This is a genomic window from Alteromonas sp. ABH4_456 (assembly GCF_056160645.1).
Window position 1 is genome coordinate 16,375 of sequence record NZ_JBSWXO010000016.1, and the last position, 13,805, is coordinate 30,179.

A 13,805-nucleotide genomic window follows, 5' to 3' on the forward strand; every position below is an offset into this window, starting at 1 on the left:
TAAACGGATGTGGAGTAAAGAGCCGGCTTATGGCTCTTTCTCTGCAAAATAACGTGTTACAATAACGTTCTTAATTCATGCGGAACGGATTGTTTGTGTTAAGTTATAAACATGCCTTTCATGCCGGTAACCATGCGGATGTGATCAAACATTTGTGCTGGACCGGTGTCATTCAATACCTGAAGAAAAAAGAGAAGCCTTTCACGCTTTTCGATACCCATGCCGGGGCCGGTTGCTACCCTTTGAACAGTGAGCAAACTCAGAAGAACCGTGAGTTTGAGTCTGGTTTCGACCCGTTGTCCGGGGTCAGTGCAACGTCGCCGTTGCTTGCATCTTATTTAAGTGCCATGAACGTTTACTGGCAACAACAACAGTATCCGGGGTCGCCGCTCATTGCTGCCAGAGGCTTACGTTTGCAGGATACCGCGCACCTTATGGAACTGCATCCGGCAGAGGCGGGGATTTTGTCTGAAGTGATCAGAGGCGTGGGTGCCGGTAATGCCCATGTGCATCACCGTGACGGGCTGGAAGGACTGATAGCGATGACGCCGCCGAACCCTAACCGTGGTGCCGTGCTTATTGATCCACCTTATGAACGCTTTGAAGAATATGCGGATGTTAAACGCACGGTAACCAAACTGTTCCGTCGCTGGCAGAATGCGCAGGTTGTTCTGTGGTATCCGTTGTTGTCGGCACGGGCGGGGAAAAAGTCCGGCGCCAGCGAGAACATGGTCGATGACTTAAAAGACATTGCAAAAACCGCTTTTGTGGCAGAACTGCATGTAGCGTCGCCGGATGACGATACCGGTATGTACGGTTCCGGCGTACTGGTGATGAATCCTCCCTGGCAATTGGATGAACAACTCCGCGACGCCCTGGATGAAGTGTGTTCTCACCTCGGCGCTGACAGTCATGCCAGTGTGACCTGGCTTAAACAGGAAGCTGACGATTGACACAACCCCGCGGGCTTAAACATTTTTATATTCCGGAAGATCAGTCTGTCTATCTTCTGGCACATAAAGATGCCGTCAAGCTCAGGAACTGGGTTGAGCTATGTAATCAGCAGCTACGGCAACTGGGATACACGCAAACGGGCCTGATTGGTAAAGGTGCATTCGGCTTTGTATTCGCCGGCGTGTCTCCCGGCGGTGAACACCGTGTTTTCAAATTCTCCCGTATCAACCTGCCACAGCATGTTCAGGACCGGCTGGAAGAAGAAGCCTTCATGCTGGCGCAGATCAAGCATCCTCTGGTTCCCGCATTGTGTGAATTCCAGCAAATAGGTAAACAGGCCATTCTGGTCATGCAGCGTGCTGCCGGTGCCGATATGGAGCAGGTGAGTTTGCGGAAAGGGATGTTGCCGCCACGGCTGATAGTGCGTCTGGCGGTACAGATGGGGGAAGTGCTGCTGGCGCTCCGCCGTCATCAGGTAAATCATGCTCCCCGTCCCGTGGTGCACGGCGACATTAAACCGTCGAATCTGGTGTGGGAAGACGACACTGAAACCGCCCGTTTAATTGACTGGGGTTCATCAGTGTTTGCCCAGCTGGATGAAAATGGTCAGCATACCGGCAACAATGTGATGGATTTGATGTCCGGTGATATGCAGCAAACGAATGCACGTCTGGGTGATGTGTACTTTATCGGTGACGAACAGCTGAACGGGGCATTGTCATCTCCGCGTTTCGACGAACAGGGCCTTGCCAGCACGCTGTATGCGCTGGCATCAGGTCAGTCAAGCCGTTATGGCCGCAAAGTGATCACGCCGCTGTCGCTGGGTTTACCCAAAATGCTGGCAAATATTTTAGATTACATGCTGAGTGATGATTTAACTAAACAACGTCAGGGCGGTGATTACTTCTTTAATCACCTGCATGTACTTCGCAGCATGGTATTTACAGAAGATAGACCGGCGGAATACAAAGCCATGATCCCGTGCTGGTGCGCTCCGCAGGAGAAAGATATTGAAACAGTAGTGTACAGCTCCCGTAAATCATTTCTTAGGGAAGCGGCGCTGGTGAATGATGCTGAACTGAAATACATCAACGATGCCCAGTTTGACCGCTATTACAAAAACTATCTTCAGGGGATGGGTGAAACTGAAAAAGGTTTCATTTCTGCTGTCAGCCGGCTGGGGCGTTTTCCGGTAGTGGGTGGTATAGCTATCCGCTGGATGCCCGACGGCATTTATGTGGATTCAAGTCTGAATCTGTACGATGAAAGTCTGAAAGTCTCCTTCGAACAGTCGGTAAACAACGTGATCACGCTGGCCAGGGCTATCCACCGTAAAGGGATATTCAAGTGTTGTCTGTTTAATGCCAAAGACACACTGCACATTGAAAGGCAGGATGAGTCAGAGCCTTTTATTCCCGGCAGTGAATGCGTGATCCCTTTTGAGCTGTCCAGAGCGCCGGTTGTGCAGGATAACAGCCGGACGCACTCTTATTTTGAAGACGGTGATGACCCGGATGAACTATTACGTCTGCCAGCCAGTATTATGTCGGTACTGGAAGAACTGAACACAATTCATCATACCGGATGCGTGATATTTGAAGCATTGCCGGCGCATCTGAAAATCCACAGTTATTATACGCTGCTTGATCACAGCCAGCGGGAACGCTTCACAGCGTTACTGGCGGCACTGGTTCAGGCAGTACCTGATATCAGGGGGATAGGCATTTCCGGCTTTATGAAATTGCCGTATAAAGATACCCGTTACTTTGAGCATTGTGCTCAGTTGCCTGAAAAGTATTACCCCCGTAACCCGAAACAAGCGAATATGGAGACAATAAACGCACATGGCTGAAGTTAAACTCGCTTCACTGATGGAGCTGGAGACTATCGAGCAGGGGATCTACCGCGCACAAAGCTGGGATCTCGGATTTCGTGCACTGTTTGGTGGTCAGGTGTTAGGTCAGGCCCTCTCGGCGGCCTACAAGACCGTAGGCGGCGGATTTACTGCCCATTCATTCCACAGCTATTTTCTGTTACCCGGCGATGCCAAAAAGCCGGTCATGTATGATGTGGAAATTGTCCGCGACGGTCGCAGTTTCTGTACCCGTCGGGTGAAAGCCATTCAGGAAGGACGAAATATTTTTTATATGACGGCGTCTTTTCAGTTACCCGAAGACGGGATGGAGCATCAGTTTGCCGTCATGCCCGACGTACCACCGCCGCAGGATATCACGCCCGATATCGCTTTCTATGAAGCCAATTATGAAAAACTTGCCCGTCCGATGCAGGAAGCACTGAGTTATCATAAGCCGGTTGATATCCGTACGGTTGACGCCGTGAATTCATTTTCTGCAAAGAAACGTGATCCGCTACGTTATATCTGGTTGCGTGCGCAGGAAGAAATGGGCACTGATGCACAAATTAACCAGGCGTCACTGGCCTATGCGTCCGACTATCATTTTTTAAGTACAGCATTGCAGCCCCACGGTGTTTCTATGGCCGACCGTGCATTGCGTATTGCCACTATTGACCATGCTATGTGGTTCCACAAACCGGTGAATTTTAATGAATGGCTGTTATACGTGGCAGAAAGCCCGTTCAGCGGCAATGCCCGTGGCATTGTGAAAGGCCAGATATTCAACCGGCAGGGTGAGCTGGTGGCTTCCACTATGCAGGAAGGATTGATGCGTAAAATTGACCGGCAGGGTGAATAACTGTGCCGGCTATTCTCCGGCAGCAACTGGCCGGTGAATAATTTTTTCGCAGAATAAAAAATGCCCGGAATTTTCATCCGGGCCTAGGGGAATGGCTCATTGCTGAGCCGTGCGCTAACTTTTACAAGGGAGAAGTTTTGTGAACTTATTCACAACGGATCGTAACTATAGAACAAAACCGCTCACTTTATAAACAAATTTTTGAAAAAATTTATCGATACATTATCAGAGACTTATTCTCAGTTCCATCCCTGTTTAAAAAACAACAGCTTATTTCTGCTCTGACCAGCCACCAGGTTGAACAAAAATTACCCACAAGTTGGTCACATTTTATTCAACAGAACGAATCTAAATCACGGTGAATGATTAACCGCCATAGCCATTCATCTTCTTTATACCGGGAATGTGCAATTGTCCGTAAGCGTTGATAGTGCCACAATAGTTTTACATTTAAATTGCAGTCTGAGGCACGATTATGACAACACCATCAACTTTTATTCCGCCTGAGCGTACCTTAATGGGGCCTGGTCCTTCCGATGTTTCTCCCCGTGTACTTAATGCGATGTGCCGGTCTACCCTGGGTCACCTTGATCCGCTGTTTGTTCAGCTTATGGATGAAACAAAGGCGTTACTTCAATATGCATTTAAAACGACCAATGCGCTGACCATGCCGGTTTCTGCACCGGGGTCGGCGGGTATGGAAGCCTGTTTTGTTAACCTGGTAGAACCGGGCGATAAAGTCATCGTCTGCATCAATGGCGTATTTGGTAACCGCATGGTGGAGAACGTAGTCCGCTGTGGTGGTGAGGCCATTAAGGTTGAAGATGAATGGGGACATCAGTCTGATCTCAACAAAGTAGAATCAGCACTGAAAGCCCATCCTGATGCTAAAATTCTGGCTTTCGTGCATGCAGAAACCTCTACCGGCGTGCGTAACGACGCTCAGGCCCTGTGTAAACTGGCACAGCAATACGATTGCCTGACCATTGTGGATGCCGTTACCTCGCTGGGCGGTATTGAAGTTGATGTGGATGGCTGGGGCATAGATGCCATTTATTCCGGTTCGCAAAAATGTTTAAGTTGTGTGCCCGGTTTATCTCCTGTGTCTTTCAGCGACCGTGCAGTTGACGTTATCAAAGGACGTAACACGCCGGTTCAGAGCTGGTTCCTCGATATGAATCTTATCGTCGGATACTGGGGGCAGGGCGGCAAACGGGCTTATCATCATACCGCGCCGGTTAACAGTATTTATGCCCTGCACGAATCACTGGTAATGCTGAAAGAAGAAGGTCTGGAGCAGGCATGGCAACGCCATGAGCAGGGGCATGCAAAGCTGGTGGCTGGTCTTGATAAACTGGGTCTGTCTATGGCTGTGGATGAGGCATACCGGTTGCCTCAGCTGAATGCTGTTGTTATTCCTGACGGTGTGGACGATGCACAGGTGCGCAGTCAGTTGCTGAATGATTTTAATCTGGAAATCGGTGCCGGTCTTGGTGCGCTGGCCGGAAAAGTCTGGCGTATCGGTCTTATGGGATATGCGTGTAAAGATCGCAATATCGACCATTGTCTGGCCAGCCTTGAAAAGGCGATCCGCTAGTAAGCATCACTGAGCCGGATACCCGGCTCAGGGTTTTAATGCCAGTACCAGCCAGCCCGTTATCAGCGCAATGGCAAAACTCATCAGCGTGCCCAGCATCATGTATTCTGTCAGTCTCATGTCCCGTTCCCGGGACAGGTCACCTACGCGGAACACGGTTTTTGTTGCCACCAGAAAACCCAGCCCTGTGTATTCATCGACAAGAATAAAAGACAGCGCCAGCAATCTTTCAACATAACCAATCCAGCGCCCGGCATTGCCCAGGCTTTTTCCTTCTTCTTCACCCTGCGTTTTCTTCAGTTGTTCAGCATGTTGTGACAACAGTTGCCCGATAAGAATACTGGCCGGTTTAAAAATAATGATGTATCCGGTGAGGTAGAGCAGGTTTTCACGGGTCAGCCAGATGGCTTTACTGGTCAGCAGCGAAGCAATATCGATTTTGGTGAATGACAGGGCGACCAGCGCGATAACCAGAAAGTGAGCAAGCTGGTCGAGTGCAAAGGCAAGGTGACTTTTGTGTCCTGCTTTCGCCCAGTCGATGAGAAAATGGCTGACGGTAATGGTACCTGCTGCTGCCAGTCCCTGCCATAATCCTGCGTCAGCCAGCCACAGCGCCACCAGTGCAAGGGCCGCATGTACACCGGCATGAAGAAACAGTGACGGTGATTGCAACCCTTTATCGTGACGGCACTGGATCCATTTAGCCGGTTGCAGGTAAAAATCGCCGATAAAATGGGCGCTCAGCAAAAGCAGAAAGAGTGTCATCCGGCATCTTCCTTTAAGTTGGTGACATAATGAATAAATGGCTCCAGTAAATCCCCGCCGGCCGCTTTCAGGCGTTCGCTGATATTTTGCCGTGAGGTTTGCTGTTGTTCTGCCAGCACCTGGTGTAACGGAAACCCCAGATGAATGTAATGGTACAGCAAATCAGCCTGTTTTTTACTGAGCCGGTTCAGTATGTAGCTTAACTGTGTGCAGATGATACCGGTAGCGATTTGCTGTTCTGCCAGTGGGGTGCGTACAACGATTTCTCCGCTGCGGGCTTCGTCCAGAGCGCGGCCTGATTCAACAAATACCTTGCCGGAAGATGTACCGGGCGTGGCTTTTATCACGGCATCACTGCCCGTTGCCAGCGCCTGGGTGCAATTGACCTGCAACCCGTCTATCTGACTGTTGAGATAGAGCTTGAGTTCAAGCATGGCGGTTACAGCGTCCTCCGGTTTTTCGAAAACAAACTGAAAGCCGTCGCCGCGGAATATTTCGTATAAACAGCCTGTCCGTGCTTTTATTGCCTCACACTGGCGGGTGAGCGCCGACATGGTGTGCTGGTAATCAGAGGACGTCAAGGCGGTAGATTTGACCAGATCGCCGGTAAGGACCGCAGCCATAATGTTGTTATCCCTGGTTATTTCGTTACCAGGCAAGATTATATCCTTGCTTTTAAATATGCAAGCCCTGAGTCTTGCTTTTCCTTTTGCAAGGACAGGATGTTGCATAGAAAATGACGCTGAATACCGGATGCTATCACCGGCTTTATCGTACAGAGTTCTCCGTTTGTCATAAATAACATGCGGGCAGAAATAAATCCGGTAGACTACGACGCATAACAACAACAGACACAATAACGGATTATGCTGCATCGTATTTGGTTATCATTCATTGTTCTCGCCTTTCTGTCCACCGTCTGGCAGGCCTTCTTTGGCGCCTCACCGGGTGGCTTTCAGGATGTGATGCAATCTGTCACCAGCATGGCGCAACTCAGCGTGGATATCGCTATCGGTCTGATAGGGGTACTGGCATTCTGGCTGGGTATATTCGAAGTTGCCGAAAAATCAGGCATGATAGAAAAGTTTTCAAGGGTACTGGCACCATTTCTGTGCCGGATCATGCCCGATATTCCCCGCAATCATCCTGCACTTGGCAGCATCACCATGAATATGTCGGCGAACGTACTCGGGCTGGATAACGCTGCTACGCCTTTCGGCATAAAAGCGATGCAGGATATGCAAACTCTGGCAACAGATAAAGAAACCCTCACCAACAGTCAGATCCTGTTTCTGGTACTGAACACGTCTTCCGTGACATTGTTTCCCATTGCGGTTTTTCTCTACCGGGCAGAGCAGGGCGCGGCACAGCCTACTGACGTATTTATTCCTATCTTACTGGCAACCAGCGCTTCTACCATGGCGGGGCTTATCATTACCTGTCTGGTGCAGAGGGTGAACCTGTTTAACCGTGTGGTGGTTTTGTATCTGGCCGGTATTTTTGGTCTGCTGGGTGCAGTGATTGTGTATTTTTCCCATCTGGCAGCAAAAGAGCTGGCAGAGCAGTCTGCCATTGTGGCGAACTTTTTGTTGTTCTCGTTTATTGTTGCGGTACTCGTCACCGGCTGGCGGCGAAAACTCGACACCTATGAATTATTTATAGACGGCGCTAAGAAAGGCTTTAATGTGGCGGTTTCGCTGATCCCGTTTTTATTAGCCATGCTGGTTGCTATTGGCATGCTGAGAGCCAGTGGCATTATGGATATGGTGGTTAACGGCATCGGCTACATGGTTACCGCTTCAGGCGGCGACCCCCGGTTTGTGGATGGCTTACCTACTGCCATTATGAAACCTCTCAGTGGCAGCGGCGCCAGAGCGCTTATGATAGAAACGATGCAGCATCACGGCGCAGATTCTTTCGCCGGCAGACTGGCCTCGGTCCTTCAGGGATCGACAGAAACAACGTTCTACGTTATTGCCGTTTATCTCGGGGCCGTGGGGATCAAGCACTCCCGTTATGCCGTAGCATGTTGTCTGGCGGCAGACTTTGCAGGAATTTTTGCTGCAATTTTAGTCAGTTACTGGTTTTTTGGTTAAGAATTTGTTCACCTGCCGTTCAGTTGACGTAAGCATAATCAGGTCTGACATTTAAATAAGGTGACAGAAATGAATTTAAAACAAATCAGTGCCGCAGTAATCTTCGCAGCGATGCCCGTTCTGGCCAGTGCCCAAGCCATGGAACCGGTTATTCAGGTGAGCGGCAAAGGCTCTTTCTCCGTTGTACCCGATGCCTATACGCTGACATTTGTGATGGAAGAAAAAGGCGAAACCGTTTCTAAACTGAATACACAGATGCAGTCAGACATGAAGTCTGTGCTTAAATTTCTGCTCGACAACGGTATTGAAGAAAAGCACGTGCAGTCCATGCAGGTGAATTTAAATCCGTATTACGAATCTACCCCTCAGGGCCGTGAACAACGGGGATTTGTACTCAGCAGAGAAATTCAGGTAACGGATACGAATATAAATAACTATGACCGTATCATTGACGGCGCTTTATCCCGCGGTATAGATCGTATACAAGGGTTTCAGTTTATTGCCAGTGAGCAGAATAATGCTTACGAAAAGGCCTTGATAAATGCAGTTAAAGACGCCAAATTACGCGCCGGACTGTTAGCAGAAGAACTGGGCGTAAAAACAGGTAAGGTAATTGCAGTGTCAGAGAGCGGCAACAGTTACCCCATGCCGGTGATGAGAATGGAAATGTCCGCGAAGGCCGACAGCTTTTCATCAGCCATGCCCGGTGAACAAGTCGTGGAAGCACGGGTGAACGTCAGCTTCGCGATAGATGAATGAGATTGAGGGTAAGTTGAAAAACGAGTTTTACAAAGAGTTACTGACGCAGGCGAAGGGTTTAATGAGCGGTGAGAGCGATCTCATCGGCAACATGGCGATTTTAAGCGCGTTAATGTTTAACCGAATGGAAAAGGTAAACTGGGCCGGATTCTATTTGTATAAAGAGGATCAACTTGTGCTCGGGCCTTTTCAGGGCCAGCCCGCCTGCATACGCATTCCGGTGGGCCGCGGTGTATGCGGCACTGCGGCACAAAGCCTGCAAACCCAACTGGTAGAAGATGTCCACGCGTTTGAAGGCCACATTGCCTGTGACGCCGCATCCAATTCTGAAATCGTTATTCCGCTGGTGCTGAACGGCAAATTATTGGGCGTACTGGACATCGACAGTCCCGAATACAGCCGGTTTGACGAAGAAGATAAGGCCGGTCTGGAAGCGCTGGCTGAGGCTTTACTGGATTCTCAGCGATGAAAGAATATGTTGATATCCATGTTGTGCTGGCAACACCTGCCGACATGGAAGACAATTTTGACGAACCCGAAGAGGCAGCAGAGCGGATAAATTTCATTCTGCATTGCATTTACGACAGAGCCGATGAAGATGCGGATACGCACTGGCTTGAGCGTTTATTGCACTATACCTGGGAAACATGGCATCAAACACGCAATTTATTGGACATAGACGACGATGAATTGCTTGATTGGGTTGACCACACGCTGGCAACTTGGGATGATGCTGACAATGAAGATTATTATTAACCACACGTAAAGTATAGATGGAATCACCAGAGAAGTTTTCAAACAGTAAAGAAGTCATCGCCTTTTTGGCAGAAACCTTTCCAAACTGTTTTTCCACCGAGGGCGAAGCACAGCCTCTGAAAATTGGCATTTTTCAGGATCTGGCTCAGCGTTTAGAAAATGAAGAACGGGTTAGCAAAACCTTACTGCGTTCAACATTAAGACATTACACCAACAGCTGGCGTTATCTGCACAGCATCAAAGAAGGCGCTCACCGCGTTGACTTAGATGGTAATCAGGATGCTCAAATTGAAAAAGAGCATGCTGACCACGCAAAGCAGCAGTTGGATGAAAGCAAAGCGAAAGCGGCTGAAAAGCGCAAAGCGAAGCAAAAGACCACTGGCGAAAAGCGTCCACCCCAACGCAAACCACGCAGCGAAAATGGTGAAAAACCTCAGCAGCGCGGGAAAAAGGGAACTAAATTTAATTCTGAAAGACCAAATAAAACACCACCTGCCAAACTTACCGATGCCGATTGCCAGCCAGGCACATCCGTTACAGTGAAGTTGGGTAAAGCCCCGATGCATGCGGTAATTACTGAAGTCGCTAAAGACGGTATTCACGTGCAACTTGATTCGGGCATGGTGGTAAAAGTCAACGCAGACGCTTTACGTTTGGCGAATTCCAAGAGGTCGTAATATGAAAGAAATCCTTCGCATTTCCATTGCCAGTGCATTTTTAACCGTTGGCATTGGCGCCGGTGCAACTACTACCACTGAACAGGTAGAAGATTTACCCGTTCTGCAGCAGGAAACACAACACAGTGTAGCTGCAAAAAGGGTAAGTGCTTTGTTCACCAGAGCGCACTACAAGGAAATTGCGTTGGATGACGCTTTGTCGGAAAAAATCTATGACCGTTTTCTCCGTTCTCTCGATAACAACAAACAGGTTTTGTTGAAGTCAGATGTGGATGGTTTCGAAAAGTACCGTGATTCTTTTGATGAAGCGTTGAGTCGCGGCAACTTGTCTATCGCTTATGATATGTATAATCAAAGTGCAAAACGTCGTGTTGAGCGCTTTGAGTTTGCGTTAAGCCTGTTAGACAAGCCTTTCAATTTTGAAAAAGCTGACGACAAATTCTATTACGATCGTGAAGACGCAGCATGGCCAACCACAGAAACAGAGCTGGATGAATTGTGGCGTCAGCGGGTTAAATACGATGCGCTTAATCTGATTATGGCGGATAAAACCTGGGAGGAAGCAAAAGACTTACTTACCAAGCGTTATACCCGTGCCATTAAGCGACTGAAGCAAGCTGAGAGTGAAGACGTTTTCCAGACGGTTATGAACTCTTTTGCCCGCAGCGTTGAAGCGCATACCAGTTACCTGTCTCCCCGAAATGCCGACCGTTTCCAGATGGAAATGAACCTGTCATTTGAAGGTATTGGTGCTGTACTTCAAGCAGAAGATGACTTTACTGTAATTAAAAGCATTGTACCGGGCGGCCCTGCTGATAAATCTAATGCGCTGAAACCGGAAGATAAAATTATTGGTGTGGCGCAGGACGACGAAGAGTTCGTGGATGTCGTAGGCTGGCGTCTGGATGAGGTTGTTGATCTCATTAAAGGACCCAAAGGCAGTACCGTACGTTTGCAAGTACAAAAAGGCACGTCAGATACCAAAGCCATGTCTGTGGTCAGTCTGACCCGTGACAAAATCAAGCTGGAAGACCGCGCTGCGAAATCTGAGGTTTATGAGCCGGAAACCGGCCCGTATGCCGGTGAAAAGTTAGGCGTTATCACAATTCCCAGTTTCTATAACAACCTGCATGCTGACGTGAAAAAAGAACTGGATTCACTGAAAGCTCAAGACGTCAAAGGCATCATTGTCGATTTACGTGGTAACGGCGGTGGTTCGCTGACAGAAGCGACGTTACTCACCGGACTGTTCATTGAAAAAGGACCGGTAGTTCAAATTCGCTATGGCGAAGGCAAGGTGAGTGTTAACCGTGATACTGACGGCGTAGTAACGTACGATGGTCCGTTAACAGTACTGGTTGACCGTTACAGTGCGTCTGCATCTGAAATCTTTGCGGCTGCGATGCAGGATTACAGCCGTGCTTTGATTGTGGGTGAGCAAACCTTTGGTAAAGGTACCGTTCAACAGCACCGCGGACTTGGCCGGATTTACGACCTGTATGACAACCCGCTGGGCAGTGTGCAGTTTACCATTGCGAAATTCTATCGTATCGACGGTGGCAGCACCCAGCACAAAGGTGTCGTACCGGACATTAAGTATCCGTCGCCCATTGATCCGGCAGACTGGGGTGAAAGCCAGGAAGAAAATGCATTACCCTGGGACAGCATTGACCGCGCTAACTATACCACTTTTGGCGACAGCCAGAGCGCACTGGATGTGCTGGCAGCCAAGCACAATGCCCGGGTATTGAAAGATCCTGAGTTTATGTATCTCGCCGAAGATATTGACGAGTACAAAAAGAATAAAGACAAAAAATATGTGTCACTGGTGAAATCAGAACGGGAATCAAAGAAAGAAGAATCCCGTGAGAATGATCTGAAACGGGCCAATGAGCGCCTGGCACGTATGGGCGAGGAGCCGGTTGAATCGCTGGACGATTTACCGGATGAGCTTGAAGAGTTGGATCCTTTCCTGGATGAAGCGGCTAACATCACTTTCGACATGTTAGACACCGGTAAATACGCAATACATCAACAATAAAATACATACTACAGGGGCTGGTGCCGGGCCAGCCCCTTTTTTGTACCTATAATAAAAATCACACGACAACAAACGATTAAAACAATAATAAAGGGAATACATCCATGGCAATGCGAGGTGAATTTTCATCACGGATCGGATTCATACTGGCTGCTGCCGGTTCCGCCGTCGGTCTCGGAAATATCTGGGGCTTTCCCACGCAAGTCGCCACTAACGGCGGCGCAGCATTTGTACTTGTTTATCTTCTTTTAGCGTTCGTACTGGCTTATCCGGTATTGATGGCTGAACTCATTATTGGCCGTTCCAACCGTGCGAACATGGTGGACGCGCTGACGAATATCTCAGGTAATATTTCCGGTACGCTTACCGGCCTGTGGGGCTGTGTCACTGTATCCATGATTCTGGCGTTCTACGGCATAGTCGGTGGCTGGATGCTGGCTTATTTCGCTGACGGCATTGTGCAAACCGCTGGTCTTGAAGAGACTTCAGTCTGGCTGATGGGGTTCTCTGACAGCCGCAATATGATTTTTTGCGGCCTGTTTATGTTACTGACCGCTTCTATCGTATTGGGCGGGGTAAAGTCAGGCATTGAAAAATGGTCAGTGCGTTTAATGCCGACATTGGTTGTGATCATCCTGGCATTGATTGTCTATGTAAGCTTTCAACCCGGGGCCGGTGAAGGCTGGGCAGCCTATCTCTTACCTGATTTCTCACGCATTCTCGATCCGGACTTATTAATCAGCGCCATGGGGCAGGCCTTTTTCTCTATGTCTTTAGGGGTCGGTACTATGCTGGTTTACGGTTCTTATCTGTCTAAGCAGGAAAATCTGCCCTCAATAGGTGCATGGGTTGCACTGGTTGATATCGGTGTAGCAATTATTGCCGGTATGCTCATCATTCCCGCTATGTATGTGGCGCTGAATAATGGCGTAGAAATTTTTACTGAAACCGGCGCGTTAATGGACGGGGACCAGTTGATATTCAATGTATTGCCGGCCCTGTTTGAGTCTATCGGCCCTGTCGGTGTACTGGTGTCCGTGGCGTTCTTTGCCCTGATGGTTATTGCTTCTGTAACGTCTTCAATTTCTATGCTGGAAGTGCCTGTTGCTTATCTGGTTGAGAACCGCAAACAGCCCCGAAGCCGTGCTGTATGGATCATGGCTGCACTGATTTTTGCTGCCAGTTGTATCATCATTCTTAATTTTGAAAGTCTGTTTGGCCTGGTCATTGCTGCGACTACCCAGTACAGTCAGCCTCTACTCGGATTTGCATTGTGTCTGTTTGCCGGATGGGTCTGGCGCAGAGATGCTATTTTGGCGGAACTGAAAGAAGGTTTTGCTGATGCAGAATACAGTCTGTTCTGGAAAATCTGGCCCTGGTATGTGAAATTTGTTTGTCCGGTAGTCATCCTGCTGATGTTCGTCCGTTCTGTCTTATAAGAGTAAT

At 48.8% G+C, this 13,805-nt stretch carries 13 protein-coding genes; 11 read left to right on the forward strand and 2 right to left on the reverse strand.

The window, feature by feature from the left end; all coding sequences use genetic code 11:
* Positions 1 to 95 precede the first annotated feature (95 nt).
* The 4 genes from ACXAG2_RS18835 (at position 96) to ACXAG2_RS18850 (ending at position 5,265) form a co-directional block, all read left to right on the forward strand.
* Complete coding sequence (locus ACXAG2_RS18835) at positions 96 to 953, forward strand: 23S rRNA (adenine(2030)-N(6))-methyltransferase RlmJ (protein WP_474869551.1); 858 nt, start codon at positions 96 to 98, stop codon at positions 951 to 953.
* Positions 950 to 2,806, forward strand: a complete 1,857-nt coding sequence (locus ACXAG2_RS18840) for a protein kinase domain-containing protein (RefSeq protein WP_474851594.1) — start codon at positions 950 to 952, stop codon at positions 2,804 to 2,806. Before ACXAG2_RS18835 ends, ACXAG2_RS18840 begins: the two co-directional genes overlap by 4 nt.
* A complete protein-coding gene (locus ACXAG2_RS18845; RefSeq protein WP_303575203.1) occupies positions 2,799 to 3,668 on the forward strand; it encodes an acyl-CoA thioesterase in 870 nt (289 codons plus the stop codon). The genes ACXAG2_RS18840 and ACXAG2_RS18845 overlap by 8 nt, the downstream gene beginning before the upstream one ends.
* A 475-nt stretch (positions 3,669 to 4,143) precedes the next feature.
* Positions 4,144 to 5,265: a pyridoxal-phosphate-dependent aminotransferase family protein gene (locus tag ACXAG2_RS18850; protein ID WP_474844175.1), complete on the forward strand. Its 1,122-nt coding sequence runs from the start codon at positions 4,144 to 4,146 to the stop codon at positions 5,263 to 5,265.
* 27 nt (positions 5,266 to 5,292) lie between these two features.
* Here ACXAG2_RS18850 and ACXAG2_RS18855 read toward each other — a convergent pair whose 3' ends face one another.
* Entirely contained in the window at positions 5,293 to 6,030 is a 738-nt protein-coding gene (locus ACXAG2_RS18855) for a DUF3307 domain-containing protein (RefSeq protein WP_474869554.1), read from the reverse strand.
* Positions 6,027 to 6,689 (reverse strand): hypothetical protein, encoded by a 663-nt coding sequence (locus tag ACXAG2_RS18860; protein WP_474869556.1) that lies wholly within the window; start codon positions 6,687 to 6,689, stop codon positions 6,027 to 6,029. Before ACXAG2_RS18860 ends, ACXAG2_RS18855 begins: the two co-directional genes overlap by 4 nt.
* A 207-nt stretch (positions 6,690 to 6,896) precedes the next feature.
* On the opposite strand from ACXAG2_RS18860, the gene ACXAG2_RS18865 reads away from it, so the two are divergent.
* The 7 genes from ACXAG2_RS18865 (at position 6,897) to ACXAG2_RS18895 (ending at position 13,798) form a co-directional block, all read left to right on the forward strand.
* Complete coding sequence (locus ACXAG2_RS18865; protein WP_474869558.1) at positions 6,897 to 8,126, forward strand: nucleoside recognition domain-containing protein; 1,230 nt, start codon at positions 6,897 to 6,899, stop codon at positions 8,124 to 8,126.
* A gap of 69 nt (positions 8,127 to 8,195) precedes the next feature.
* Positions 8,196 to 8,885: an SIMPL domain-containing protein gene (locus ACXAG2_RS18870; RefSeq protein WP_474869561.1), complete on the forward strand. Its 690-nt coding sequence runs from the start codon at positions 8,196 to 8,198 to the stop codon at positions 8,883 to 8,885.
* Positions 8,878 to 9,354, forward strand: coding sequence for a GAF domain-containing protein (locus ACXAG2_RS18875; protein ID WP_474869563.1), 477 nt, complete (start codon positions 8,878 to 8,880; stop codon positions 9,352 to 9,354). Before ACXAG2_RS18870 ends, ACXAG2_RS18875 begins: the two co-directional genes overlap by 8 nt.
* Positions 9,351 to 9,641 (forward strand): hypothetical protein, encoded by a 291-nt coding sequence (locus tag ACXAG2_RS18880; protein ID WP_119501350.1) that lies wholly within the window; start codon positions 9,351 to 9,353, stop codon positions 9,639 to 9,641. The genes ACXAG2_RS18875 and ACXAG2_RS18880 overlap by 4 nt, the downstream gene beginning before the upstream one ends.
* Before the next feature lie 17 nt (positions 9,642 to 9,658).
* Positions 9,659 to 10,318, forward strand: a complete 660-nt coding sequence (gene proQ / locus ACXAG2_RS18885) for an RNA chaperone ProQ (protein ID WP_119501351.1) — start codon at positions 9,659 to 9,661, stop codon at positions 10,316 to 10,318.
* Position 10,319: 1 nt separating this feature from the next.
* A complete protein-coding gene (gene prc, locus ACXAG2_RS18890; protein ID WP_474869565.1) occupies positions 10,320 to 12,359 on the forward strand; it encodes a carboxy terminal-processing peptidase in 2,040 nt (679 codons plus the stop codon).
* Positions 12,360 to 12,463: 104 nt separating this feature from the next.
* Positions 12,464 to 13,798 (forward strand): sodium-dependent transporter, encoded by a 1,335-nt coding sequence (locus ACXAG2_RS18895; protein ID WP_474869567.1) that lies wholly within the window; start codon positions 12,464 to 12,466, stop codon positions 13,796 to 13,798.
* The last annotated feature ends 7 nt before the right edge of the window (positions 13,799 to 13,805 follow it).

Excerpts from the sequence above, each read along its gene's own strand:
- ACXAG2_RS18855 (WP_474869554.1), bottom strand. The coding sequence starts at position 6,030 with ATGACACTCTTTCTGCTTTTGCTGAGCGCCCATTTTATCGGCGATTTT.
- ACXAG2_RS18870 (WP_474869561.1), top strand. The coding sequence starts at position 8,196 with ATGAATTTAAAACAAATCAGTGCCGCAGTAATCTTCGCAGCGATGCCC.
- ACXAG2_RS18895 (WP_474869567.1), top strand. The coding sequence starts at position 12,464 with ATGGCAATGCGAGGTGAATTTTCATCACGGATCGGATTCATACTGGCT.
- ACXAG2_RS18845 (WP_303575203.1), top strand. The coding sequence starts at position 2,799 with ATGGCTGAAGTTAAACTCGCTTCACTGATGGAGCTGGAGACTATCGAG.
- proQ (WP_119501351.1), top strand. The coding sequence starts at position 9,659 with ATGGAATCACCAGAGAAGTTTTCAAACAGTAAAGAAGTCATCGCCTTT.
- ACXAG2_RS18880 (WP_119501350.1), top strand. The coding sequence starts at position 9,351 with ATGAAAGAATATGTTGATATCCATGTTGTGCTGGCAACACCTGCCGAC.
- ACXAG2_RS18865 (WP_474869558.1), top strand. The coding sequence starts at position 6,897 with ATGCTGCATCGTATTTGGTTATCATTCATTGTTCTCGCCTTTCTGTCC.
- prc (WP_474869565.1), top strand. The coding sequence starts at position 10,320 with ATGAAAGAAATCCTTCGCATTTCCATTGCCAGTGCATTTTTAACCGTT.
- ACXAG2_RS18875 (WP_474869563.1), top strand. The coding sequence starts at position 8,878 with ATGAATGAGATTGAGGGTAAGTTGAAAAACGAGTTTTACAAAGAGTTA.
- ACXAG2_RS18850 (WP_474844175.1), top strand. The coding sequence starts at position 4,144 with ATGACAACACCATCAACTTTTATTCCGCCTGAGCGTACCTTAATGGGG.